Genomic DNA, 24,934 nt, shown 5'->3' on the forward strand with positions numbered 1-24,934 from the left:
CACGCGTCGTCGCCGCGCTTGCCGCCGACCGTCGCGATCACCTCGGTCATGCCGCCGACATCGCGGCCGGGCGGAGCCTTCCTTGACGCCGCCGGAGCGCATGCGCCACGCCTCCTCTTCCTTCCTCCCACCGTCGCTTTTCCTGTTCTCATTTCCTTTGCTTCGCCCGAGCCTTCATGGCCTCGTTCCAGTCCTCTTTCGGTGGGCGGAGCCGCATCCAATCGCAGGCGGCCACATGGGCAATCGCGCGCAATCGCTCGGCAAACAGATCGCCTTGGGGATTGGCGTCGGTGGCGGCGACAAGCTGAACGGTGGGGCGTGAAGCCAGCGCGCCAAGGGCTGCGGCCGTGATCGGAGACCAGCCGCCGCCGGTGCTGAGATAGAGCGTGTCATCACGTAACCGCTCGATTGCCGCTAGGCTCATGGCGTCGATCGCAGCTTCCGTCACGGCCAAGCGCATTGCAGCGTAAGGGCCGAGGCGGAACAGAACCTTCGCTCCCCCGCTGGCAAAGCCACGATATTGCCGACCGCGCGCCTCCCAGCCTGTGATGTCGCCCGCATTGTTCGTATGAGCGGCCCATAGGCTGCCTTGTGGGCCTTCGCGAAGGAGGTCGCGTTTGATCGCCGTGCGGAGCAGGGATGTCGGAAGGCAGCGCTCGTCGTGCAGGTAGCGCCATGTCAATGAGCCAGGCCATGGGCGGCGGCGTGTTCGCCAACGATCGGAAAGGGAAAGTTCGGATTCCGCGGCAGGGCTTTGAGGTTGCCATTCGGGCGCGGAAATTTCGAACCCCACCAGAGCCGCGACCTTTTCAATTGCCTCGTGAAAGCTGGCGCGATCCAGGTGCTCGACGAGCCCGAAGACATCACCCTTCGCCTCGCTGAGCGGGTCGAACCACCCGCGCCCTTGATGCGTGACGATGACGATCTCACTGCTGCGTCGAAACTTTACCGCCCGACGGGTGCTTTCCCTGACATCAATCGCAAATCCGGCCTGTTCCAGCACAGCCGCGCAGCTTACGGCGTCGCGTAGCGCCTCTATCTCTCTTCTCTCCATCCTTCTTCCGATCGCGTCCTGCTCGTCGGTTCTATTCATCGGCCACTTCAGCGGGCGCGAAGAGCAAAGGCCGCAAGGGCGCGGCTGGCAATTTGGTGAATCATGCAAGGTCGGCCGCGGCGGAGCCTCCTTTGCGGCCTGCCGCTCGCAAGCGGCACGCCGATAGCTCCAGCCGGCAAGCTCCCGAAAACAGATCCCGGGCGGCCGGCGTGACATCAGGCGCTTTCAACTGGCGAAGAACCCCGCATCTTGGTATCTCATCGGTTAAGTGGCAGGGCGGCATAGGGAAGTGACAATGGATTCACGCAGGGACATAGCCGAACGGGTCATCCGCGTTGGAAGGCGCAAGGGATCCGGATCGATGAAGACCCGGGTTTCATGGAACTGGTTGCGCTTTGGACGGCAGGGACGATCGAGTCCGATGAAATGCGCCGCCTGTATGCGGCGCTCCTGCGCGAGCGGTCCCTGTCCAGATCAAGCCCACTTCACCTGCACCCCTCCGGCGAAGAGGCGGATGTCGATCATCAATCCATTGCCATTCCAGACGACGAATCGGATGAGCGGTTCCTTCAGCCGGCGCAAATGGTGACTTTAACAGGGCACAGAGCGGATCCTTCGCCCGCCTGTCCAGCCGGCGCTGCCTCGAGCGGGAATGCCGAGAATAAAATCGAATACCAGTTCCGGATCCCCTGGGGTCGTCGACCGTAAAACCGGCGGCGTTCCCACCGCTGCTTCCACCTCGTCAGCAAGTGCGGCCAGAGAGATGCCAAGTGCAGGCCTGAAGTCGCAACCCCGCACGGTGATCAACCGGCGAAAGATCGCGGCAGCGCGCCTCGCGCGGCGAAGGGCTGCCTGGTGTTTACCCTCGCGTATTTTCACACCGGCTGCCGATCATCGTCTCATATGACGCGACTGCCAACAGATTTGGCTCCATCGCGAGGTTCTCGCCGAATCCTGGGGACGACCCAATTTTGCCGCGACAGTGACAAATAAGATGAGGGCAACCGATTGCGAAGAAAACTCTGTCGCATTAAATCTTCCGGAAGCGGCAATCGGCCGTGAAAGCGTCGAGGATTTGTTCATGGCCACTGGTACGGTTAAGTTTTTCAATGGAGACAAAGGATTTGGCTTCATCACCCCGGATAATGACGGGGCTGACGTGTTTGTGCACGTGTCTGCCTTGCAGTATGGAAGCTCTCTCACTGAGGGACAGAAGGTGAGCTACGAGGTCGGCCAGGATCGCAAGACCGGCAAGTCGAAAGCTGAAAACGTACGGCTTATTTAATTTCCGCAATCATGGGATCGGCCGTCTCGGGCGCAGCAAAGCCTCCGTTACTGCTGCCGCTCGCAAGCGGCAGGCCGTAGCCGCGGCCGCCGGCTCACTGCCGAGGCGTGTATTCATGGTCGATCTCAAGATCGTCGACGTCGACCTCGTCGGAAGGTAACGCCGAGAGCGTCCCGAAAGCAGCTTGACGGTCACCGCTAAGTCGACAGCGCCACGTCGCGGCATCGACGAAGCAACCTATGTCGTTCGTGACCGATGAGAGAGCTCATCGCCTTTTTCTGTACGTCCAGAGCTGCGCCGGCGGAATGTTGCGCATCATGAAAGCCAGGTGCCGGACTTCGTAACCGGCGGGAAGCGCGACGACCGGAGACAGCAACCCATAGGTGATCTGAACAACGGGCCTTCCGTTCGGCACACGTTCCAGGAGGTCGAGGATCAGCGACAGGCGCTTGTCCGGTGGCAAGTGCAGGAGAGGTACAGCGGAAATGACGCAGTCGAACTTTGCGTCCCGCTCAGGACCCAGAACAAGATCGAGCGCGAAGGCGTCTCCGCATCGAACGTCGACTTCGGAAAACTCCTGCCTGAGATGCCGGCAAAACTCCGGCGAGTATTCAACGGAGACCAGATCCTTCGGCCGAACGCCCAGCGCCAGGATCTGTTTTGTGATGACGCCGGTTCCCGGGCCAAGTTCAAGCACCGGAAGCCCAGAGGATGAGTCAATGACGCTCGCCATCTTCCGGGCGGTCACGACTGAGGTCGGCGTTATGGCGCCGACGGCTGTTCGGTCGCGCTTCCAGCCTTTCAGGAATTCTATCTCATCCTTGAACTTCAATCCCACCCGCTGCCGCACGCCCATTCTTCGCCTCCGCTTCGACGCCCACGATGATTGCCGCGAGCAACATCGCTTAAACGCGACAAACGCAAGCCCGCCAGCGCCATTTTCCGTCTGCCTATTGTGTTTTGCTCATAAAAAGATGCCTCGGAGAACCCGAGGCGCCGGGAGGCGCTGCCATGCGATTGGTTTTCGGCGTGAGGAATCAGAGCGACGTTTTTTTGCTCTATTCGCGCGAAGCTGAGGATGGCCAATCTAGCTGGCGCCTCGAAGCCGGACCTGATCCGTGCACAGCAAAGCTTTGAGCTGCGCGGCAGAACGCGTAATCACCGAGGCCCCGACGGAAAGGAGCCGCTCATCGTGATCGTCGAGGCAATGGCCGCCGGCTGTGAAGCCGATAACCGTCATCCCGGCCGCGACACCGGCCTGGACGCCGGCGATGCTGTCTTCCACGACAACCGTACGGGCAGGATCGGCCCCCATCCGGTCGGCCGCGAACAGAAAAAGATCAGGTGCGGGTTTGCCCTTCGATACCATGACGGTGCTGAAGACATGGGGTTCGAGCAACGGCCAAAGGCCGGTCCTCTCAAGACCGAGACGCAGTTTTTCAGGTGCGCTGCTGGAGGCGACACAACGCGGCACGGCAATTTGGCCAAGAAGCTCGGCGATGCCGTCGATCGCCTCCAACTCGGTCAGATACTTCTCCTTGATTCTCGCGGCGACCACCTCTTCGAAATCGGAAGGCAGAGGCCTTCCCCACTCCCCCTCGACCATGCGGCGCATCGTGGCGGCAGACAGGCCGGTATATCGGCGGACAACGTCTTCGAAAGTGGTCGGAAAACCATTGCGCGCCAGCTCATCGGCGTCGATCTGGGTAGCAAGCTTTTCGCTGTCGATGAGGACACCGTCACAGTCGAAGATGACAAGGTCGAATGGTTTGGTCAGGCTCATTGGAAACCCTCCGGCATGAATTCCTCGGGGCTGATCGCGACCACGACCCTGCTGCTGACCTCGAACTGATTGATCAGGACGCTGTCGTCGCGAATTAAGGCGACATTGAAGGCCGGCGCATCGTTGACGAAGCGCGCATCGCGCCGCTCGAGATGCGGAATGATCTGGTGCGCAACGCCCCGGCTCGCGCTAAACGGTACGCCTTGCCAGGTGCCGCCAACGTCGACATGGACATGGCCGCAGAAGATGTGGCGGACCGAACCTGTCTTGACGAGCGGCCCCACGGCGTTTCTTGGAACCAGGGTGATGTGCGGCGCAAAATGCGGCAGCCCGACCGATTGCAGCGGATGATGGCAAAACACATAGCTTGGGCGATTTGGCTCTTCAGCAAGGCGCTCTAGAAGCCATTCGAACCGGCCGCAGCCGAGCGAGCCATGACCGTGGTCGGTCACCAGCGTGTCGAGGAAAATCAAGCGGCCAGCCGGCACATCCAGGACCGATTGGACGAAGCCTCTTGCGTCGATTGTGGCGTCGGGGAAAACCCGAAGGAAATTAGCCCGATGATCGTGGTTCCCGAGCAAGAGGCGATGCGGCACCCGGAGGTCCTGCAGGATGTCGCGCAGAAGCTGGTAGGCGGCGGCGTCGCCTTCATCGGTCAGATCGCCGGTGATGACACAGAGATCAGCGTCCGCATGCTCGTTGTTGATGGTCGCGATCACAGTGCGGAGACGGGCGGCGGGATCGAAACCGTAAAGGGTCTTGCCCGGAGCCATGAGATGCAGGTCGGTGAGGTGGATGAGTTTCATTGATTGATCCATGAAAGCGAGCGCCGAAGCGGGTCCGGCGCTCTTGATAGGAGTGGGTTAGTTGGTCTTCGGGAGAAGCGCGCGAACCCTCGCTGCCATATCGGCGAGAGCTGCATCCGGCTCCATGCTGCCAAGCGCGATTGCGGACATGTCGTCGCGAATGACCTGCGAGATCTCGACACCGTTTTCGCCGGGCCAGGAGAACCATGGACGGGCGCGCGGCGTCTGCAGGACGCTTGTGTACCAGTTCGGGTGCTGCTTGTAGAAGTCGGCAAGGTGATCCTTGTCGAGCGCACCGGTATTCGTCGGCATATAACCTGTGTTCGGAACGACGATGCTCTGGCCGTCCGCGCTGGTGGCAAACTTCACATAGTCCCAGGCTGCGGCGCGCTTGGCTTCGTCCTTGGACAGGATGACCGCGACCATGCCGCCCGTCGGCATGGTTGCGGCCTCCGAGCCCAGCGGCTGCTTTGCCGTCGTCAGCTTGAAGCGCGTGCCGATTTCTTTTTCGAGGCCGCTGACGCTGCCAGCCGATGCGAAGAAGAAGCCGAGCTTGCCTGAGGTGAAGAGCTGACGGGCTGCACGGCTGTCGATCGCCGGCTGCGTGCCTTCCGTATGGAAGCGCTTGAAGAGCTTGGCGGCAGACTGACCGGCCGGACCGTCGAAAGCGATGTCGGTTTCCTTGTCGTTCATCATCTGGCCACCGAAATTGCGCACCAGGTTCTGTGTCGTCCAGTCGTCCGAACCGAGATCGTAGAACATGCCCGATGTCCCGTCGCCAAGCGCTCCGATCTTGCCGGCTAGCGCCACGAAACCGTCCCAGTCAGTCGGAATCTTTTCAGGATCGCCGCCGGCCCGCCTGATAAGGTCGGCATTGAAATAGACGACCGGCGTCGACATAGCGAACGGCAGGCCGTAGAGCTTGCCATCTATCTTGGCGAGCGACAGAACCTGATCGGTATAGCCCTTGTCGGTCAGGTGATCCTTGGAAACCAGATCGTCGATCGGCTCGATCAGGCCGCGGGCGACGAGCGGGCGCAGCACGTTGAAGCCGACATAGTGGACATCAGGCAACTGGCCGGCCATGCTTTGGCGGATGAGCGCCTGGACGGCTTCGTCGTAACTGGGGGCCGCTGCCCTGAACCCAATCTTGATATCGGGATACTTCGCTTCGAAGCTCTTGGCGACGGCTGCGTGAATTGGCTCGTGCTCGGCCCAGGCGTAATAGACGTCGACCTTGGTTTCCGCCTGGGCGGAAGCGGTCAGGCCTGCCGTGGCAAGGCCAGCCGCGATTATCATGGCAATCGTTTTCACGATGCTCTCCAGTTGTTCGTGGTTGGGTTGGGTTGTTGAGGATGCCTAGTGTCAGTGTCGGCCGACCACCAGACCCCTGATGAAATGCCGCTGCATTGAGAGGAAGAGGGCGGCCAGGGGCGCTGTGACAATCACGCCCCCGGCCATCAGCGCACCGACCTGACCGCCGCCGTCGCCTGCTTGCCGGAAATAGGCAATGCCAAGCGAGGGCATCATCATGTCGGGATTGGTTGTCACCACCAGCGGCCAGTAGAGGTCGTTCCAATGGGCCACAATGGAGAAGATAGAGAAAGAGGCGACTGCTGGCCATGCGGCGGGCAGCATGATGCGCCAGGCGATCGAGAACTCGCTGAAACCGTCAAGGCGGGCCGCATCAAGCACTTCGTCAGGGAAGGTGACGAAAAACTGTCGAAACAGGAAGATCGCGAAGACCGAGATGATCCAGGGCAGAATGAGCGCTGGGTAGGTGTCGAGCAGCCCCGATTTCGCGAGCGCAACGTAGATCGGAATTGTCGGGATCTGCACTGGCACGAGAAGCCCGAGCAGCACTGCGCCGAGCAGGAGCGGCCTGCCTGGAAAGGCCAGCTTCGCGAGCGCATAGCCGCACGGGATCGCCACGGCAATTTGCAGGATCAGGATCGCGAGACAGACCACAAATCCATTGGCCATGAAGCGCAAGAGCGGGATTGCGGTGAGTGCTGCGCCGTAATTCTGCGCGGTGCCGGCCAGTGTCGGTACAGGCAGAAGACCGCCATTGAAGATTTCGCTCTCCGGTGTACCTGAAGCCAGCACCATCCAGATGAATGGGAAAACCATGATGATTGCGCCTGAGAGCAGAACGGCGTGTGAGGCAATGCGCGATACGGGAGGTTTCGCAAGGATCATGGCGTTCCCCTCAAGTCTTCTTACCGGACGCCCTACGGTCCGACAGGCGCATCTGGATCAGAGACAGCATCGTCACGAACACGAAGAAAGACACGGCGATCGCGGATGCATAGCCGACGCGGAAGAACCGGAAGCCCTCTTCGTAGAATGTATAAAGGACCACCATTGTCGACTTCATCGGTCCGCCCTGGGTAAGCACAGCAACTATCTCAAACACCGAGAACGCGCGGATGACTGTCATGACGGTGACGAACAGCGTCACCGGAGCGAGCATTGGCCAGGTTACGAGCCGGAAGCGCTTGAAACCACTGTCTGCACCGTCAATCGCAGCCGCCTCGTAGAGCTCTTCTGGAATTGTTGAAAGTCCGGCCAGGAAGAGGATCATGTTGAAGCCGACCAGCTGCCAGATGCCGATGCAGGCAAGGGCATAGAGCGCCACGGACGGGTCGGAGAGAAACCGTACAGGCGAGGCGCCGAGCAGGTGAAGAAATGCGTTGGCGGCGCCAAGACTAGGATGGAGGATCGCTTCCCAGGCGGTCGCGAGCGCCACGAGGGTTGCGGCGACCGGGATGAAATGGGCCGTTCTGTAAAAAGCGGAAAAGGTGGACCGTGAAATCAGCAACGCGACAAGCAGACCCCACCCGATCGATATCGGGACCACCACAATGACATAAAGCGCGGTATTGCGGAGGCTGGTTGAGAAACCTGGGTCGGTGAGCATTCGACCGTAGTTGCCAAGGCCGACAAAGCGGATACCGACCAGGCCCAAAGATGCGTCGGTAAACGACAGGAACAGAACCAGGATCGCAGGGCCGATCAAAAGGGCAAGCAGGAGCAGCAAGGCTGGCAACGCAAGAACCAGCCCGGCACGGGCTTGCGCGCGGTCCGACTGGTAGATTGATCGCACGGGGGCTGCTACTGCGAGAGAAACATTGTCGAGCACAGCCATCTAAGCAGCCTCGCGTTCGACACGTTCTCGCCGGGACCGACTTTCGGGAAAGAACCAGGCATTCTCCGCGTCTATCGTCAGAGCGAGGTGCTCACCAGGATGGACCGAGCGCGCTTGATCCGCCGACACTCGAACGACGAATTCGGCGTCCGCCTCAGCCTCGACAAAAAGGTTTGCGTCCGTTCCGGAATGTTCGATACGCGAAAGGCAGACGCGGAGGGTTCCGGGCACATCATGCGCAGCAATGCTTGCGTGCTCCGGGCGAAAGGCCAAGGTGCCGGGGCCGGTGGAGCCGATCGCGTCACGAAGTGCTATCTTGCCACTCCCGATGGCGACCATCCCGCCGACTGTGGCTGAAACAGGGACCTCATTCAGGAAAGGCTGCGCGAGAAAGCGGGCGACCTCAAGATCGACTGGATCACGATAGAGATCGGCTGGCTTGGCGATCTGACGAACCTGCCCCCCGAACATCACTGCGACCCGGTCAGATATTGCTGCTGCCTCGGCTTGATCGTGAGTGACGAATACCGTCGTCGCTCCCATTTTCTTGTGGAGTCGGGCGATTTCACCTCGTGTGTGAATTCGCAGCGCCGCATCCAGGTTTGCCAAGGGCTCATCCATGAGGAATATCCTCGGTGCACGGACCATCGCCCGTCCTAGTGCCACACGCTGACGCTGGCCGCCCGAAAGCGCTGCTGGACGCCTGTCGAGCAGGGCATCGAGTTTTAGGATCGCCGAGGTTTCACGAACCCGCTCGTCGATCGAGCGATAGCGTCCGGCGGCACCCGGCAGGGCAGTACCAAGGAGCGGCAACCGCTCCAAACTGCTTAGTTCGCGCATTACCAATGGCGCGGCGATATTGTCGTACACGCTAAGGTGCGGGTAGAGCGCATAGCTTTGAAAAACAAATGCCAGGTCTCGGTCCTTTGGCGCGACGTCGTCGAGCTTTTTGTCGCCGGCGAACACATGGCCCTGGTCCGCTCGCTCGAGCCCGGCGATAATACGCAGAAGCGTAGATTTACCGCAGCCTGAAGGCCCAAGAAGGGTCACAAGTTCGCCGGCGGCAACGCTGATCGACACGTCGCGCAGAACATTTATTTCGCCGAATTTCTTGCTGATTTTGTCTATGTGAAGTTTCAAAGCTGCCATTCCCTATCCCCACGGTTAGCAGTTTTCTTAATGGTGCTTTATTTCACAATGATGACATCATGGAGTTTTCTTTCTTTTTTGCAAATAGTCATTTGGAAGAGTTTTGCGGGGAGAGCGTCCGCCGTCCGGGAAGGCTCGTGGCCGTTTCACATGGATAATGTTGCAGGTGTTCGACTGCGGTGCAGCATGCTGAACCCCATCGTAAGTGCACGTTCTCGAAAGAAAGCGGCGGCTTACGGGCCACGCCGAGTGGCTTCTTACGGTCGGCATTCTGCCATCCTCGAGAAGAAGCGGACGCCATCGTTCTATTGGCGCTTTATTTCACCAATGTGACACATGGAGTTTTATTTCATTGGCCGATTCAGATGCTTGTCGAGCGCAAGCATCAAGCATTCGATGACGAAAATCTTGCCAGCCAATGGCGTCAGCGTTCCGCCGAAGGGATTGTCATGCAGGCCGGAGGCCTGAAGACTATAATGCGCGGCCTTGCTTAGAGGGCTTTGCGTTCGGTTGGTAATCGCGACGGTCGTTGCGCCAGCGGCGCGCGCACCTTTGAGGAACTGGACGGTTTCGACGGTCAAGCCCGAGACTGAGAATGCCACCGCAACGCAACCTTCGCCAAGCCCATTAGCAACTTCATGCGCCATATGCGAGTTCCGAAAGGCGAGCGCAGTCAAGCCCACGCGAAGCAGACGATATGCCAGCATCTCAGCGACAAAACCGGACATTCCCGCACCATAGATGTCGATGCGGCGGGCGGTCGCAAGCGCTTCGGCGATCCTGTCCAAGCTCGTAAGATCGACATGGCTGTGGGCGACCTCCAAGTTCTCCATCAGTGTTCGCTGCAGTTTGTCGATTGCAGGATCAGCACCTGAAGAACTGACAACGGCTAGTTGGGGTCGGCCGACTTCCGCTGCAAGCGCAAGCTTGAAGTCGCGAAACCCGGTAAACCCGATCTGACGGCAAAGCCGCAGGATACTAGCTTCGCCACTGCCCGCAAATTCGCCAAGTTCTGCCACGGACTGACGCAGCACTTTCTCCGGGTTTTCCAGGATGTACTTCGCGATCCGAGCGAGTGCGTTTGGAAGCTGATCGATCTCCTCATGCAACCGCGATAGGATCGTCTGCCGATCCCTGTTGCGCTTCTCGTCCCCAATGCTTACCAACCCGCGGCTCCATCTAGTTCGTGTCTTCGGGTGACGACAAACCGACCCCGAACTTAGCCTTAGAACACTACCGCATTCAAGGTGCCGGCGATGTCACTTGTTTCGCGAACGCGCTGACTAGGGCCTTGCCGGTGAACTCGGGCATCTGCGCCAGGTCGCGGCTTTCTACTGCGCCATGGGGTGAAACCGATGAATGTAGGTGGAAAGCGGTGGTTCTTGTAGCTGATGGACGATGCGTTCATCTCAACCGAAGTATCCGCCAACCGTTAAGGTGCCGACAACGTGACATCGCCGCGGCGACCGTCATTTACGTGGGCTTCTCTACAAAGCTAGTCAGTCATTCTGACACGTATCTCAAAATTTACCTGCGGACATAGGGCTTCAGCTCCGGGAACGGACAGGCTTCAAAATAGCCGCCGTGGATGCGGGGCGCAAACTTGCGGTGACCATGCACACAATGCTGAAGACTGGTAGAGTTTTTGATCCGAATGCGGGAGCCGCAACCGAAATCCGCACAGCGTTCAACGTCTGAAAGTCCGAATCGTCCCTGCCGGGACTAAGCCGAGCCATTCCGTTGATGGGATTGCCTCGCTGTCTCAGCCGAATGAGTCGGAAGGCTCATTCCGCGAATGCTGAGATGGAGTCACCTCTAAGGACTTCCCCGCATCGCCGCCGAGATCGCCTGGCAAATTACTGAACTCCGTCTCTCGCCCGCAGGTCGCGTGGCGTCGAAGCGCTCGGCGACCGAACCTTTTGAGCAAATTTTGCAGGTCATCGACGAAGGTGAAGATGACCGGGATAATGATGAGGCTGAGCAGCGTTGATATCATCACGCCGCCGATCACCACGATCGCCATCGGCTGCCGGAAACTCGAATCTCCGCCCATCAGGCTGAGCGCAGCCGGCAGCATGCCGGAGGCCATGGCAAGGGTGGTCATGACGATCGGTCGCGCCCGCTTATGGCACGCATCGAAGAGCGCCTCGAACCGGGGCATGCCTCGGCGACGCGACATGATCGCATATTCGATGAGAAGGATGGAGTTCTTCGTTACCACGCCCATCAGCATGAGAAGGCCGATGACGGCAGGCATCGAGAAGGTGGTCCCCGTCACCACCAGCGGCACCAACGCGCCGCCGAGCGAGAGCGGCAGGGCCATCAGAAGCGTGAGCGGCTGCAGGAAATCATGGAACAGCAGGACGAGCACCGCATAGATGCAGAACACACCGATTGCCATCGCAAGCGCGAAGCTCTGGAACAGCTCGGAGCTGCGCTGAAGCTCGCCGTGTTCCACCAGCGTAACGCCCGGCGGCAGATGCTGGAGAGCCGGCAGCGCCTTCGCCTCGCGGTTGACATCGCCCAGAATGCGGCCGTTGAGTTCGACGGAAACAGTGACATTGCGCATGCGGTCGATACGGTCGATTTCCGAAGGACTGCCGCCGATGCGGATATCGGCAATCGATCCGAGATCGACATTGCCGTTGGTGCCGGCCACGCGCATGTTCTTAATGTCGTCGAGATTGGTGCGCGCCTCTGGCGAGAACCGAACGACGATCGGTATCTGCCGCTGCGGCAGGTTGAGCTTCGGCAAATCGGAAGAATATTCTCCGTTTGTCGCCACACGCACGGCGCTGGCGATCGCATTCGACGTCACGCCAAGCGCTGCTGCGCGGGCAAAATCGGGCATGATCTGGATTTCCGGCGCTTGCCTTGCCGCCGTCGATGTCACCGCGCCGATGCCCTGTAGCGTCCGAAGCTGCTCCTCGAGCGCCGTGCTGGCGCTGTCGAGCGCATTGACATCGTCGCTGGCCAGAGTGAACTCGAGCTTGGTACCGTAGCCGATCCCGACCGCCACACGCACTCCGGGGAGGACGGAGAGTGCCTGCCGAATATCGCTTTCGATCTCCGACTGCTTGCGGTCGCGCCCATCAATCGGCGTCAGCGTGGCGACGATCGCGGCAGACCCGACACTGCTCCTTGCAACCGTCGCACCACCGCCCGAGGATGCCGAGCCGACGGCGGAAAAGACATGCGTCACGTCGGGAAGCTTGCCGATGATATCCGCAGCTTTCCTGCTGGCGGCGTCGGTCTGCTCGATGGTGGCACCCGGCTGCAGGGTGAGCGTGATCTGCGTCCGCGAGTCATCCGCGGCTGGCAGGTATCCCGTTTTTAAGAGAGGGATAACGGAAAGTGAAAGCGCAACGACGACGGCAGTCACGGCCACTGTTGTCTTCCTGTGATTGAGGGCAGCCTTGGCGATCGCCATATAGGCGCGCATAAATCGGCCATCCTTTTGCTCCGACGGATGAGCCTTCATGAAATAGGCGGCCATCATGGGGGTGAGCAGACGGGCAACGACAAGCGAGGCAACGACGGCAACAGCGGCGGTGATGCCGAACTGACGAAATAGGAGGCCTGGTATGCCGCTCATGAACGCCGTCGGTAGGAAGACCGCGACCAGCGTGAAGGTGGTGGCGATGACGGCGAGCCCGAGTTCGTTGGCGGCCTCCGTTGCAGCATCGAGGGGCTGCTTGCCCATCTGCAGGTGGCGGGCGATGTTCTCGATTTCGACGATCGCGTCGTCTACGAGAATTCCGACCACCAGCGACAGCGCAAGAAGCGTGACGACGTTCAGGCTGAAGCCTGCGAGATACATGACCAGGAACGTCGGGATGACGGACAGGGGCAGTGCCACAGCAGACAGGATCGTCGCGCGCCAGTCCCGAAGGAAGAGCCAGACGACCACGATCGCAAGGATGGCCCCCTCATACAACATGTGCATCGAGCCGTCGTAATTGCCGAGGATTGACCCGATCAGGCTGTAGACTGCATGGATCTGCACATTCGAATGCGCCGCTGCAAAATTTTTCATTGCCGTGTCAATGTCAGCCGAAACACTGCTATCGGAAAACCCGTTGGAACGTTTGATTTCGACGGCGATCACCGGCTTACCGTCGAGATAGGCCATCGAGGAGCGCTCGGCGAAGCTGTCCTTGACCGAGGCGATGTCGTCGAGCCGGGCCTGCTGTCCGTTAGCGAGCGGTATAGTGAGCTCCCTCAGGGCCTCGACCGACTCTACAGCGCCGAGCGTGCGCAACGTCTGACGCGTGCCGCCGATCTCGCCGAGCCCGCCGGACTTGTCGGCTTGCACGGCCTTCAACTGCGCTGATACGGTCGCGGCGGTGACGCCGAACGACGACATCGTCGAAGGATCGAGATCGACGTGGACCTCGCGATCGATCCCGCCGATGCGGTTGACCTGGCCGACGCCCGGGACCGATAGCAGCGCCTTGGTTAGATCATTATCGACAAACCAAGACAGTTCGGTCTCGTTGAGAGCAGTCGAGCGGACGGCATAGGTGACAACTGCGGAACTTTGGACGGTGGCCTTCGTTACGATCGGCGTCGCCATCTGTGCCGGGAGATCGGCCTTGACGCTATCAACGGCATTGCGGACCTCATTGAGTGCCGTTTCGCTGTCTTTCTGCAGCTTGAAGGATACCTTGGTCGAGACGGTGCCATCGGTAATCGTTGTGAGGATATGATCGAGATGGCTCAAGGAGGTGAGGCTATCCTCGATGGTGCGGGCAACCTCCGTCTCGAGCTGCGTCGGCGCAGCCTCATCGAGCGTGGCGGTAACGCTGATGGTCGGAAGGTCCATGTCCGGAAAGTACTGAACCGCCAGCTGTTTGAATGCCCAAAGCCCGCCAAATCCAAACATCACAAACAGCAATATCGCTGGTATGGGATTGCGGATCGAGAAGGCGGAGAAATTCATCAGTTTTTCTTCGCAATTTTCACGAGGTCATTGTCCGATAGAAATGCACCGCCCGACGTGACGACGTTTGCCGACCGGTTGATGCCGGAGTTGATTTCGACCTCGCCATCATTGCGGCGGCCGGTTTCCACGCGGACCCGTCGCACCCGCTTGTCCTCGCCGGCGGTGAAGACGTAGCTGATGCCATCCCGGAACACGATCGCCGTCTCGGGGACGGTCAGCGCCGGAGTGGTCCGCAGCTCGATATTGCCAGTAACATAAAGGCCGGTGTGCGGACGAACCTCGGACGGAAGCGCAACATAGACGATCGCACGGCTGGTGTCGGTGCTGACCGAGGGGCCGACCAGCCGCACCTTGCCGGCAATGGCGTGACCGTCCGGTCCGTTGATCGCAACGCTCAAACCCTCCGAAATCCGCGGCAGATAACGTGCCGATACTTCCGCCTGCCATTCGACACGCTGCTGGCGCACCATGCGGAAGAGCTCGGTGCCGGTGGAGACGACTGCGCCGAGATCGCCCGAACGCGAGGTTATGAGGCCATCGTCAGCGGCGGTGATGGTCGTCTGCGCAAGCTTGATCTTTTCGCTGTCGAGCGCGGCTTCCTCGGATGCCAGGCTTGCCGTCGCCGTCTGCTCGTCGGCGAAATATTCGGTGATCTTCTCGTCGGAAAGAGCGCCGGATGAACGAAGCTGGCGTGCACGATCCGCATTTGACTTGGCCTTTGTCAGCTTTGCCTTGGCGATGACGACAGCCGCCGCCTGTTTGCGAAGGTCTGACAGCACGCTGTCCTGTGAAAGCCGGGCCAGCGTCTGACCTTTCGTGACCACCGAGCCGACATCGACCAGAACGTCGGTGATGCGCAGGCCGCTTGTTTCGGACGCAATGATTGCTTCCTGCCATGGTTTCAGCCAGCCGCTCGCGGGAACGGTTTCCAGCCAGTCCCGTATTGCCGGCGCCGTCAGAGAAACGGTCAGAGCAGGTGCGGCCGCCTGTTCAGCCATGCTATTAGCGGAGGGAAATTGGAATGCTGCACAGACAAGAACGGCAGCGAGTAGAATACACAGTTTTCTCAAATAGCAATTCCTCGCAGTTCACGGGTGTCCCCGCTCAACCGTGGCGTCGAATGTCGGCTGTTGTGGTGAAAAGTTGAAATGCCTCACGGTCTCGAAGGTGACAAAACTCAACTCAAAACATCTTGGCGGGATACCAGTGATGTCGGGCTATTCCGCCATCCAAGGCAGCAGTTTTTTGTCGGCTGCGAGGCGGTGATACGGCTAAATCGCCTCATAAGGTTCGCGTGGGACAATAGTGCCTGTTGCTCCGCCGTTTGCTGAGTCTGGTCATCCTATTGCGTATGCTGCTTCCTCGACAGCCCGGCCTACACGCATGCGGATGGCCTCGGAAATCACCTCTCCGTGGGCGAAATCATTACGCGTGGCATAGATTGCGGTCGGCATCGCAAGCGCTTCAAAGAACCCGAACAGAGGACGCAACTGATGCTCGACGACAAGCGAATGACGCTCGCCCCCGCCCGTCGCAGCGATGATGATAGGCTTGCCCCTCAGCGATGTTGGATCGAGCAAATCGAAATAGTGCTTGAATAGGCCGGTGTAACTGCCCTTGTAGGTGGGTGAGCCTACGACCAGGACGTCTGCCTCTAGCATCTGGTGTACGATCCCGCGCGCTTGAGCGCTGAGGTCTTCTATCCGTTTGGCTTTCAACAGTGAAGGTCCAAGGTCATCGACATCGAAGGACTGCGCCACCGCTTGCGTTTTGATTGCCAATTGCCCGACGATATGGTCGACGAATGTGCGCGTCGCGGACGGTCGTGTTATGTTGCCCGAGAAGCCAAATATCTTCGTTTGCGGCATGTCGATCTCCAAATGCTCAGCAGTAATAAGTCATCTACACGTTGTCATTCGTCTCTTACGGAAACGACGGCCTATTCGACGGTGACTGATTTCGCCAGGTTGCGCGGCTGATCGACGTCAGTGCCCGCAAACACGGCGGTATGATAGGCGAGCAATTGAATCGGCAGCGAGAAGATCATCGGCGCTATGATCTCGTCCACGTTTGGAAGAACGATTGTTTGCATCGTCTCGAGCTTCAAGGCGCTAGCGCCCTTCTCATCGGTGATCAAGATGATCCGTCCGCCGCGGGCCGCAACCTCCTGCATGTTGGAAACGGTCTTATCGAAAAAGCGGTCGTGCGGTGCGATCACGACAACCGGCATGTTCTCGTCGATGAGAGCAATCGGGCCGTGTTTCAGTTCGCCGGCAGCATAACCTTGCGCGTGAATATAGGAAATCTCCTTTAGTTTCAGGGCGCCTTCCATGGCCAAAGGGAAGCTCGTGCCGCGGCCAAGATAGAGTACGGCGCGGCACTTTGCCAATTCACGCGACAGAAGCTCGATCCTTGGTCGGATGCTGTTGAGCACCTGCCCCATGACGCGCGGCACCTCGGCAAGCCGGCCGACCAGTGTCTGTTCCTCCTTCTCCGTAAGGGTGCCACTCGCCCTGCCAGCAGCAACCGCGAGCGCAGCCAAAACGGCGAGCTGGCATGTAAAGGCCTTCGTAGACGCAACGCCAATCTCAGGACCGGCGAAGATCGGGAACACAGTGTCGGACTCCCGTGCTATCGTCGATTCGGGCGCGTTGACGACTGCACCGGTCTTCAAGCCGTGCTCCTTGCAATAGCGTAGGCAAGCAAGTGTATCGGCCGTCTCGCCCGATTGTGAGATGAAGAGAGCTGCCACCTGTGGCGAGAACGGGATTTCGCGGTACCGAAATTCTGACGCGACATCGATTTCGACCGGCAGACGTGCGTAGTGCTCGAACCAGTATTTGCCGATCAGCCCGGCAAAGTACGCAGTGCCGCAGGCGGAGATCGCCAAGCTTTGCACGTTGGCGAAGACCGTGTCGCGCCAAACCGCGACTACCTGATTGTCGCTGAAGTTGATGTAATGGCTGAGGGTATCGGAGATGGCCTCCGGCTGGTCGTAAATTTCCTTCTCCATGAAATGGCGATAGTTGCCCTTGTCGATCATAGGGGCCGTCACCAGCGAGATCTGCCGCGGTCGGGTGGTGACCTCGCCGTCGATATCGAAGATACGGACGCCAGTCTTGTTGATGACCGCCCAATCGCCGTCGATCAGGTAGGTGATCTCGTTGGTTAAGGGCGCCAGCGCAATCGCGTCCGACCCGAGGAACATCTCGCCGCTTCCGTGACCGATCGCGAGCGGTGGGCCATTACGGGCAGCCATGATAGTCGAAGGGTCCTCCTCGAAGAGCAGAGCCAGCGAGTAAGCGCCTCGGACGCGCTTCAGCATCGCATGCATAGCTTCGCGCCGGCTCATGCCGTCCCGGCGAAGTCTTGCCACGAGATGCGCGATGACCTCCGTGTCGGTGTCGGTTTGGAACTCGGCGCCGGCTACGGTCAGCTCATCCTTCAATTCGGCGAAATTCTCGATTATCCCATTGTGGACGACCGCGATGCCGTCGCTAAAATGTGGGTGGGCATTGCGTTCCGTCGGCGCGCCATGGGTTGCCCAGCGCGTATGAGCAATACCGATTGTGCCCGCCAGAGGCTGTTCTTTCAGCTTTGCCTCAAGATTGTGGAGCTTGCCCTCACAGCGCCGGCGATGGAGCGCTCCACCGTCGATCGTCGCGACGCCCGCCGAATCGTAGCCACGATATTCAAGGCGTTTCAATGCGTCTATCAGCCGGTCAGAAACCGGATGATGGCCGACAATACCCACAATCCCGCACATACACTCTCCGCGTTTTCGCATATCGGCCACAACGCACTCACCTAGTCCCGTCAGTGTGGAGTGAGCGAAGCTACAATCACTCTTTGATCGCCATGACAGCTAAGATTCCGTCGGAACTTCGTGGCAAAACCGTCATGTTGTCGCGCTAAGTAAATTCAACGCGTTCTAACGGCACTCGACTTATTGGAAAAATCTATTCTTTGGATCGCACCCATTTACGTCATGGATTGTCATGGCACCAATGATGGCTGCTGAGCGCAGCATGACGGACGTTACTCCTGCCTTGGGAAACCGGCCGGTTTATGTAGCAGGCGGCACCCATCATTCCTGCGTCCGCTCCCACCGCCTTCTAGGAGTCCCCTTCGAGCGGGGCTTGTGGGAAAGCCTCCCTGCAATAAATATCGTCTTAACGCTCATCAAACTCGCCACAAAGGATGACTTTTCGTGTCAATTTACTGTTGCAAGTTTTTACGGGTTATCGCATTTGCACCTGCTGCTGCGATCATGCTGGCCGCGCATAACATATCGGCGCAGGAATCGTTCACCACGGTGCAATGGCCTAACACGCCAACGGCACGGATTGAGGCACTTGCGATTCTCCAGACCTTGAATGCAAATCTCCTGAGTAATGCTAGCGCCACTTTGACGCTCGATCGCTGGTGTGCCGGACACAAGCTCGCAGCGCAAGGTTCTAAGATCGTTGCACAGCGGGTTCGCGGGCGAGACAAGCCCGTCGATAGCCGCATCCGAGAACTTCTGGCGGTCGGCCCCGACGAGCCCATCGCCTATCGACATGTCCGCGTCGTTTGCGGCAATCGCGTCCTTTCTGAGGCCGACAATTGGTATGTTCCGGCAAGGCTGACAATGGACATGAATAAAGCGTTGAATACGAGCGACGTCGCCTTTGGCAGAGCCGTCCAATCTCTTAATTTCACCCGCACAAATCTATCTTCCAATTTGCTGTGGTCGCCTCTTCCAGAAGGATGGGACGTAGAAAAGGAGCTACCGACACCCGCAACGGGATCATCTCTTGTACTACCGCCCTTTCTTCTCGAACATCATGCAGTGCTGAAGCTTCAGGACGGCACTCCGTTCAGTGCGCTGGTCGAAAGCTATACGAGCAATGTATTGGACTTCCCTGCTCCACCTCTGCTTGCCCACTAGCTGCCCATTGGCGCTACGACCAAAAGCGCAGCGCCCGGGACGGTATTGTCGATCGCGACCGTAAGACAGCGTCGCCGTTGCCGAAGCTCGTCGGGGGCGTTTGTACCGGCGAGCTTGTAGCGGTCGGTACTATTCGGTGTGGTCGATGGCGATCCGCTTGACGTTGGTTCGCTCCTTCTCGGTCTCCGGCAGCGTCACGGCGGTGGAAAGATGTCCTTCGTAGGACGACAGATGGGGTGAGTTCGCGTGGTTGTTTGGTACGGTCGTTTATTGCGGTCAGGTCGCCGATTAGATTGGTCCGCCTCATTCTTCTGGTCCCATAGTGTGAGGGCCGCACAGTCGATCCGGAGACAAGCGCGATACTGCGAAGACCTCAATAACCGTAGCTACGGACAGTAGAAAGGTGCTTGACCTCACCACGCCGGATAGAGAACACAACCCCATCAATACAGTCCCCGATGTCCCGTGAGGGACGGTGATTTTGCGGTAACCTTGTCAGTCGACCGGTGGCCAAGTGGTACGCCGTGGCCACGTCGAAGTGCCCGACCGCACACTCAACGGCCTCGGAAAGACGGTAACCCGGCGTGGAAGCAAAAGACGCTTAACAACCATCCGCATTCAAAGAGCCAATTCACGACGTGACCACAAATCGTGCCAACGTGACAAACCCGATCTGAGAACCAGCCGTAGAATCGGATCGAGCTTTTTTATCCGCACCAAGGGAGGTCCCACGTTGTTCTTGATGTGCGCTTAATCATCCGTAACGTCAATGCTTTGTATTCAAAAAAAGAATTTCACAGAGTGGGTGGTCGCAGTTATGGGGAGTCCCGTAATAACCAAACCTCGTAACATTAGGAGCTTTACAAGCATGTATTTGGAAACAGAATCCAATGATATCATCGAGGGCAGCAATGGCAACGATATAATCGGTGGTCCGGGCGGCGATCATGGCGATGAAGGTCTCTCTGGCAGGCCGTACGACGAGGATCTCGATGGTGAAGCAGGCACATTCTTCGTGGCAGGACATGAAGGCTCCGACACGTTCGTTTTCCATTCTCACTATCCGACGGGCCCTATAGACTGGGGGGCTAATTTTGAGCCGATCCCGGTACTGACGATCGGGGATTTTAATCCGGCTCAAGATACTTTCGCTTTCGATGCGAAGGGACTAGGCAACGATAATAGTGGTGCGAACTTTATCAATCACGGCGACCCTCAGGCGGGTTCCACCGTTGATACCTTCTATGAGGGCAATGCCTCGGGTGCGAGCGGTGAACACGTCGTGGTAATCACAGACCAGAGTTTCGCCAGCGGGTCTGACGCAACGAGCGCTATATCCGGAGAGAGGGGCGGCGACATCATCGTCTACCACAACGCCGATACCAGGACCGTCGAGTTAGCGTATGTTACTTCGCCTGATCACGTGGATGTCTTCGCTCACTTGTCGGAAGTAGGTAGCGTCTCAGACCTGGCTAACATGCACCTTACCCCCTCCGACTTCACCTTTGTCTGATCGCAGGAGGCTTGGCGGGTTCGCGCGCCAAGCCTCCATTTGCTGCGTCGCTTCCGCTTGTTCAGGTTCCCGCGTCGGGAAACCGCGGTTAGGCCGCCAAAATCCTTTGCATGATCCGGTTGTTCGACGGTCGGCCTATCGCCTTGTGCCGGGTTGACGCTGCGCCTCCAGCTTGTATCCGCTTCAGCAGCCGACGCACCTGTCGCAGCGTCAATGACTGCGACAGGGTACGGGCTTCCTTGCGGCACATGGCACCATTGAGGTTCTCGTAATCGTCCAGCGGCCGGTGCATAGGCGATGTCACGTTGTCATGGGGAGGCGGTCGCGTTGATCAAGGCGGGGCGGGCCAGTAGCCATGCGTCATCGCCGGGGCAGCCAGCAAGTGGCTCCGGCCGCAACTGAGAATCCCAGGCGGTCACGGCAATACTGTGAGTTGCCTGGAACGAACGTTTGATTAGCCTCCGAACGTTGGCAGGTTCAAGCCTCTTGCAGGTGATGCAGGAGCCTTAGCAGGTTAGGAGCTGCATCATTATGCTTACTCCGATTGACCGTGTTCGATCTTGAGAATGGCTTCCTCGATCGACGCCACGCCGAGCAGCACCAATGCATCGGCCAAACAACGCTCTATGTCACCGATACTTCGGCCCTCGATTATGGCAACCTCTTCAAGCGTGCGGCCCTGTTTCAGCCACCGAAGCGAGTTCATTTGCAGGGGGCAAAGCGGCAATGTGTTCGCCATCATCCTCTCCAAGAATTCATGGAGGTCTCGCGCCGTTACCACGTGGCCTCGCTCTCGACCGCGGCTGCGCATGTTCATGACTTTCGCTATGGCGCGCGAAGCGTTGGGATGAAGAATGGCCACTAGAGATTTACCCCGTGGCCGGCGAGGAGGATGGGCGCTAAGCCGAGCTGCGGCACGACCGGTATAGAAAGCCGAGGGGGAAACGGCCGTCGTCGAGCAGGGATCGACAGCAGCCGAGTGAACCTAATGGCAGGCGTTGATGCCCCTCCCAGGCCAGGAGCCACGTTGGACTTTCGGCTATTCTCCGGGGTCCGAATGGCGGTGAGATTTCGTTTCCGGCTGGTTCCAATATAGAACCGTTGATGCTGCTCGATAGCTGGCATCATCGCAAGATCACCTCACGAACGCGAAAGGCGCGTTAGCTCCGATCCGTCGGGCGCCTGTCATGCGCACAATCACACGATTGATTTCCGGAGGCTTGTCACTGATATGCAAAGCGGAGATAAGCTGGATGACCTCCTGATCGGACGGTGAGCGACGATGATGCAGACGCAGGAAATCCATCGACGTTGGCGTGCGGAACGTTTCCGTCCAATGGGAAGCCTTTCGAAGATCTCGCCGGGGTGGCCATTCGTGCGTGCGGCACGATCCGATGCGGCAACCGGTTGCCTGCGTATACATAGGGCAGAACCGGTGGCCTCCTGTTAACGGGGAATGGCAGAGAGCATCGCCATCTATAACTAACGGACCTTCAAAGTCGAACACCTGTTTCCTTGTCGAATACATGCACATGCGGCGCCTGAATCTCGATTTTGACTGCATCACCTGATTTGGCCCGGAGGAAGCCCGGCACGCTTGCAGTGAACTTTCCAGCCGTTGTATCGATGTTTACATGGGTCGCCGGCCCGACCGGCTGAAGCATTTGGACCCGGCCTTCAAGTCCGGTTTCACCGAGGCGAACGTGCTCAGGCCGAACGCCGAACTCCACAGGTCTTCCGACCTTGAAATTACGTGGAGCAACGTTCACCGGAAGCGTCTGCTCGCCGGCACGAATGAACATAGATCCGTTTGCTTCGGCTAAAACTCCATCGAGGAGCTCGACCTGGGGGCTCCCGATAAACGAAGCGACGTAACGGGTCGCCGGTCGTGCATAGATCTCTTCGGGGGTGCCAAATTGCTCAACGCGCCCGCGATACATGACGGCGATCCTGTCCGATATCGACATCGCCTCTTCCTGATCATGGGTCACGAAAATCGAAGTCACGTTCTGCTGCACATGTAGTTGCTTGACTTCCGTGCGCATCTTTACTCGGAGCGAAGCATCAAGGTTCGAGAATGGCTCATCGAACAAGAAGATACGCGGCTCTCGAATGAGGGCGCGGCCGATCGCTACTCTTTGTTGCTGCCCCCCGGAGAGCTGCGCTGGAAATCTCTCAAGCACATGGTCGAGTTCCAAAGAGGCTGCAAGTTTCTGGACCTTCTCCCGGATCACTGATGCGGCGACGCCGCGCATCTTCAGCGTAAACCCGATATTCTGCGCAACTGTCATATGCGGATAGAGCGCATAGTTTTGGAACACCATCGCCACGTCGCGCTCGACCGGCGACGAGTCATTGACACGTCTTCCGCCAATCAGGATGTCACCGGAGGTGCTGTCTTCCAGGCCTGCGACCATGTTGAGGGTGGTGGTTTTGCCGCAACCGGACGAGCCCAGAAGCGTGATGAATTCGCCTGCTTTGATATCAAGATCGATATTGTGGCAGACTTGGAAGCTACCGAAGCGTTTGGAAACCTCTTTCAACCTTACGTCAGTCACTGTCTATCCTTTCATCATGCCGTCGGCGAAACCGCGGATGATCTGGTCCCGGAAGATTGTTGCGATCACGATGACGGGCGCGACGCTGATCACGGCAGCCGCCATCATCTGCCCGAACACCGTTTGATATTGTCCTGCAAACTGGGCAATCGCGAGCGGCACTGTTTGCGCGCTCTGTCGTGTCAGTATCAAAGCGAAGAAGAATTCGTTTCAGGCCTCAATGAACGCGAACACGGCGGCCGCTCCCATAGGGGGGATCGAAATCGGCAAGATGATGTACCAGAATGTTCGCAGCACACCCGCGCCGTCGACGGCTGCAGCCTTTTCGATCCCGACGGGAATGCTGAGGAAAAATCCGCGCAAAATCCAGATGACGATCGGGAGGTTGAACGACAGATAAACGACGCCCAAGGTCAGCACGCTGTCGATCAGGCCCAAATAGCTGATGATCAGAAAGAGCGGTATTGCAATCGCGATACCCGGCAGCATCTGTGTTGCCAGAATGATGAACCCGAGCGCATTCGAAAAGGGAACGGACAGGCGAGCGAGCGCGTAGGCTGCCGGTGCTCCTAGAGCCAGGGCGAGTGCCGTGGAGAACAGCGAGACGATGAGCGAGTTTACCACGCCACGCCCGAGCGCAGCTGCAGATGCCGCCACGGTGACGAAGTTGTCGATCGTAAAGTTGGATGGCGAAAGATCCGGTGGCTGGGCGATCAACGCACTTTGTTCCAGCAGGCTTGACACAATAAGCCATACGATCGGTGCAATTGACCAGACAACAAACGCGGTCAAGCAGAGATAGACAGCAATCCTTTTGACTGGCCCGCCGTTGCGATAGACCTGAAAGCTCATTTTGCACCTGCCGTGGGCTTGGGTTTGAGGAGCCACAGATAGCCAATGGCTAGCATGAACGTCAGGATGAAGATGACGTTCGCGATTGCCGCGCCGTAGCCGATATCAAGGAAATTGAACGTGACCCGGTAGGCCAGGAAATTCAGAAGCACTGTTCCGTCAGCGGGGCCCCCACGCGTGAGAACGAAAATGATATCAAATACCCGTAGCGACCAGATCGTCTGGAGGATCACTGCAATCCCGATAGCGTCCTTGATGGCCGGCAGTGTGATATAGCGAAAGCTTTGGAAGCTGTTTGCGCCATCCATGTACGCTGCCTTGTGCAGAGCGCCAGGCACCCGCTGGAGACCTGCCAGCATCAGGAGTGTGACAAAAGGTATCGACTTCCATACGTCGACGAGAAGCAGGAAGTTCAATGCACTAAACGGCGTTCCCAACCAGACTTGGTAGCTATCGATCAGTCCAATTGTCTTCAGCAGAGCATTCAAAACTCCGTAGTTGGAGTTGAGAATCCACTTCCACAGTACGGCGTTGGCCACTGGCGCGATCGCCCAAGGGACAACAAGCAATATCTTTAGAAACCCACTTCTGCCCTGTGGCTGGTTTAAAAGCAGCGCAACGCCCAAACCGATCCCGACAACGAGGATGACCTCCATTGCGGAAAAGTAAAGCGTGTTTAGTGCGGCGTGCTGCAGACCTTGGTCAGAAAACATCTGCCTAAAATTGGCCAGTCCAACCCAGACCTGATCGAGTTTGCCGGCCCTGAGCTTGACGTCCTGAAGCGCGAGTAATGCCGACCTTACGATGGGATAACCAAGTATCCCGGCTATGACGATCATTGCAGGGGCGATAAGAACAACGCCGACCTTCTGTCGGCGTTTCTCGAATGTTGTGGCCATCTATATCACCTC

General features: G+C 58.5%; 23 protein-coding genes and 2 pseudogenes. 5 read left to right on the top strand and 20 right to left on the bottom strand.

Features of this window, described 5'->3' with window-relative positions; all coding sequences use genetic code 11:
- Window positions 1-148: 148 nt before the first annotated feature.
- Window positions 149-1,093: a DUF3991 and toprim domain-containing protein gene (locus RGCCGE502_RS33465; protein WP_244441840.1), complete on the bottom strand. Its 945-nt coding sequence runs from the start codon at window positions 1,091-1,093 to the stop codon at window positions 149-151.
- A gap of 339 nt (window positions 1,094-1,432) precedes the next feature.
- On the opposite strand from RGCCGE502_RS33465, the gene RGCCGE502_RS38610 reads away from it, so the two are divergent.
- Both RGCCGE502_RS38610 and RGCCGE502_RS33475 read left to right on the top strand, forming a co-directional pair.
- Window positions 1,433-1,762 (top strand): hypothetical protein, encoded by a 330-nt coding sequence (locus RGCCGE502_RS38610; RefSeq protein ID WP_016558670.1) that lies wholly within the window; start codon window positions 1,433-1,435, stop codon window positions 1,760-1,762.
- Between the two features lie 373 nt (window positions 1,763-2,135).
- Entirely contained in the window at window positions 2,136-2,339 is a 204-nt protein-coding gene (locus tag RGCCGE502_RS33475) for a cold-shock protein (RefSeq protein ID WP_016558671.1), read from the top strand.
- A 265-nt stretch (window positions 2,340-2,604) separates the two neighbouring features.
- Here the strand turns inward: RGCCGE502_RS33475 and pmtA are convergent, their stop codons facing one another.
- The 8 genes from pmtA to RGCCGE502_RS33515 form a co-directional block, all read right to left on the bottom strand.
- Window positions 2,605-3,195, bottom strand: coding sequence for a phospholipid N-methyltransferase PmtA (pmtA, locus tag RGCCGE502_RS33480; protein WP_016558672.1), 591 nt, complete (start codon window positions 3,193-3,195; stop codon window positions 2,605-2,607).
- A gap of 231 nt (window positions 3,196-3,426) precedes the next feature.
- Complete coding sequence (locus tag RGCCGE502_RS33485) at window positions 3,427-4,122, bottom strand: HAD family hydrolase (RefSeq protein ID WP_016558673.1); 696 nt, start codon at window positions 4,120-4,122, stop codon at window positions 3,427-3,429.
- Window positions 4,119-4,928, bottom strand: coding sequence for a phosphodiesterase (locus tag RGCCGE502_RS33490; RefSeq protein WP_019280643.1), 810 nt, complete (start codon window positions 4,926-4,928; stop codon window positions 4,119-4,121). The genes RGCCGE502_RS33485 and RGCCGE502_RS33490 overlap by 4 nt, the downstream gene beginning before the upstream one ends.
- A gap of 57 nt (window positions 4,929-4,985) precedes the next feature.
- Window positions 4,986-6,242 carry an ABC transporter substrate-binding protein gene (locus RGCCGE502_RS33495; RefSeq protein WP_016558675.1) on the bottom strand — a complete coding sequence of 419 codons (1,257 nt, stop codon included), beginning with the start codon at window positions 6,240-6,242 and terminating at the stop codon, window positions 4,986-4,988.
- 51 nt (window positions 6,243-6,293) lie between these two features.
- Window positions 6,294-7,127 carry a carbohydrate ABC transporter permease gene (locus RGCCGE502_RS33500; protein WP_016558676.1) on the bottom strand — a complete coding sequence of 278 codons (834 nt, stop codon included), beginning with the start codon at window positions 7,125-7,127 and terminating at the stop codon, window positions 6,294-6,296.
- A gap of 10 nt (window positions 7,128-7,137) precedes the next feature.
- Window positions 7,138-8,076, bottom strand: a complete 939-nt coding sequence (locus RGCCGE502_RS33505) for a carbohydrate ABC transporter permease (protein WP_016558677.1) — start codon at window positions 8,074-8,076, stop codon at window positions 7,138-7,140.
- Window positions 8,077-9,225, bottom strand: a complete 1,149-nt coding sequence (locus RGCCGE502_RS33510; protein ID WP_016558678.1) for an ABC transporter ATP-binding protein — start codon at window positions 9,223-9,225, stop codon at window positions 8,077-8,079.
- 344 nt (window positions 9,226-9,569) lie between these two features.
- Entirely contained in the window at window positions 9,570-10,391 is an 822-nt protein-coding gene (locus RGCCGE502_RS33515) for a MurR/RpiR family transcriptional regulator (RefSeq protein WP_016558679.1), read from the bottom strand.
- Window positions 10,392-10,680: 289 nt separating this feature from the next.
- Here RGCCGE502_RS33515 and RGCCGE502_RS38615 point away from each other — a divergent pair.
- A pseudogene (locus RGCCGE502_RS38615) lies at window positions 10,681-10,923 on the top strand (IS110 family transposase); the annotation flags it as partial.
- 64 nt (window positions 10,924-10,987) lie between these two features.
- On the opposite strand, the gene RGCCGE502_RS33520 reads toward RGCCGE502_RS38615, so the two are convergent.
- The 4 genes from RGCCGE502_RS33520 to glmS all read right to left on the bottom strand — a co-directional run bounded on the left by RGCCGE502_RS33520 (window position 10,988) and on the right by glmS (window position 17,936).
- The gene (locus RGCCGE502_RS33520) at window positions 10,988-14,167 is read right to left on the bottom strand and encodes an efflux RND transporter permease subunit (RefSeq protein WP_016558680.1); all 3,180 of its coding nucleotides are present in this window, start codon (window positions 14,165-14,167) and stop codon (window positions 10,988-10,990) included.
- Window positions 14,167-15,240: an efflux RND transporter periplasmic adaptor subunit gene (locus RGCCGE502_RS33525; RefSeq protein WP_040676198.1), complete on the bottom strand. Its 1,074-nt coding sequence runs from the start codon at window positions 15,238-15,240 to the stop codon at window positions 14,167-14,169. Before RGCCGE502_RS33525 ends, RGCCGE502_RS33520 begins: the two co-directional genes overlap by 1 nt.
- A 267-nt stretch (window positions 15,241-15,507) precedes the next feature.
- A complete protein-coding gene (gene msuE, locus RGCCGE502_RS33530; RefSeq protein ID WP_016558682.1) occupies window positions 15,508-16,038 on the bottom strand; it encodes an FMN reductase in 531 nt (176 codons plus the stop codon).
- A 71-nt stretch (window positions 16,039-16,109) separates the two neighbouring features.
- The gene (gene glmS, locus RGCCGE502_RS33535; RefSeq protein ID WP_016558683.1) at window positions 16,110-17,936 is read right to left on the bottom strand and encodes a glutamine--fructose-6-phosphate transaminase (isomerizing); all 1,827 of its coding nucleotides are present in this window, start codon (window positions 17,934-17,936) and stop codon (window positions 16,110-16,112) included.
- Between the two features lie 444 nt (window positions 17,937-18,380).
- Here glmS and RGCCGE502_RS33540 point away from each other — a divergent pair, with 444 nt between their 5' ends.
- Complete coding sequence (locus RGCCGE502_RS33540) at window positions 18,381-19,100, top strand: hypothetical protein (RefSeq protein WP_016558684.1); 720 nt, start codon at window positions 18,381-18,383, stop codon at window positions 19,098-19,100.
- Window positions 19,101-19,968: 868 nt separating this feature from the next.
- A complete protein-coding gene (locus RGCCGE502_RS33545; protein WP_016558685.1) occupies window positions 19,969-20,613 on the top strand; it encodes a hypothetical protein in 645 nt (214 codons plus the stop codon).
- A gap of 112 nt (window positions 20,614-20,725) precedes the next feature.
- Here the strand turns inward: RGCCGE502_RS33545 and RGCCGE502_RS39060 are convergent.
- The 7 genes and pseudogenes from RGCCGE502_RS39060 to RGCCGE502_RS33570 form a co-directional block, all read right to left on the bottom strand.
- Window positions 20,726-20,827: pseudogene (locus tag RGCCGE502_RS39060) on the bottom strand (helix-turn-helix domain-containing protein); the annotation flags it as partial.
- A gap of 321 nt (window positions 20,828-21,148) precedes the next feature.
- A complete protein-coding gene (locus tag RGCCGE502_RS36300) occupies window positions 21,149-21,352 on the bottom strand; it encodes a hypothetical protein (protein WP_081647350.1) in 204 nt (67 codons plus the stop codon).
- Window positions 21,353-21,748: 396 nt separating this feature from the next.
- Window positions 21,749-22,177, bottom strand: a complete 429-nt coding sequence (locus RGCCGE502_RS36305) for an MFS transporter (protein ID WP_141652478.1) — start codon at window positions 22,175-22,177, stop codon at window positions 21,749-21,751.
- The gene (locus RGCCGE502_RS33560) at window positions 22,107-23,171 is read right to left on the bottom strand and encodes an ABC transporter ATP-binding protein (protein WP_040676199.1); all 1,065 of its coding nucleotides are present in this window, start codon (window positions 23,169-23,171) and stop codon (window positions 22,107-22,109) included. The genes RGCCGE502_RS36305 and RGCCGE502_RS33560 overlap by 71 nt, the downstream gene beginning before the upstream one ends.
- Window positions 23,172-23,174: 3 nt before the next feature.
- Window positions 23,175-23,333 carry a hypothetical protein gene (locus RGCCGE502_RS38620; protein WP_016558689.1) on the bottom strand — a complete coding sequence of 53 codons (159 nt, stop codon included), beginning with the start codon at window positions 23,331-23,333 and terminating at the stop codon, window positions 23,175-23,177.
- A 48-nt stretch (window positions 23,334-23,381) separates the two neighbouring features.
- Complete coding sequence (locus tag RGCCGE502_RS33565) at window positions 23,382-24,023, bottom strand: carbohydrate ABC transporter permease (RefSeq protein WP_016558690.1); 642 nt, start codon at window positions 24,021-24,023, stop codon at window positions 23,382-23,384.
- On the bottom strand, window positions 24,020-24,922 hold the full coding sequence (locus RGCCGE502_RS33570) for a carbohydrate ABC transporter permease (RefSeq protein ID WP_016558691.1): 903 nt from the start codon (window positions 24,920-24,922) through the stop codon (window positions 24,020-24,022). The genes RGCCGE502_RS33565 and RGCCGE502_RS33570 overlap by 4 nt, the downstream gene beginning before the upstream one ends.
- Window positions 24,923-24,934 lie beyond the last annotated feature (12 nt).

Origin of the sequence: Rhizobium grahamii CCGE 502, assembly GCF_000298315.2 — a bacterium.
Lineage (GTDB): Bacteria > Pseudomonadota > Alphaproteobacteria > Rhizobiales > Rhizobiaceae > Rhizobium > Rhizobium grahamii.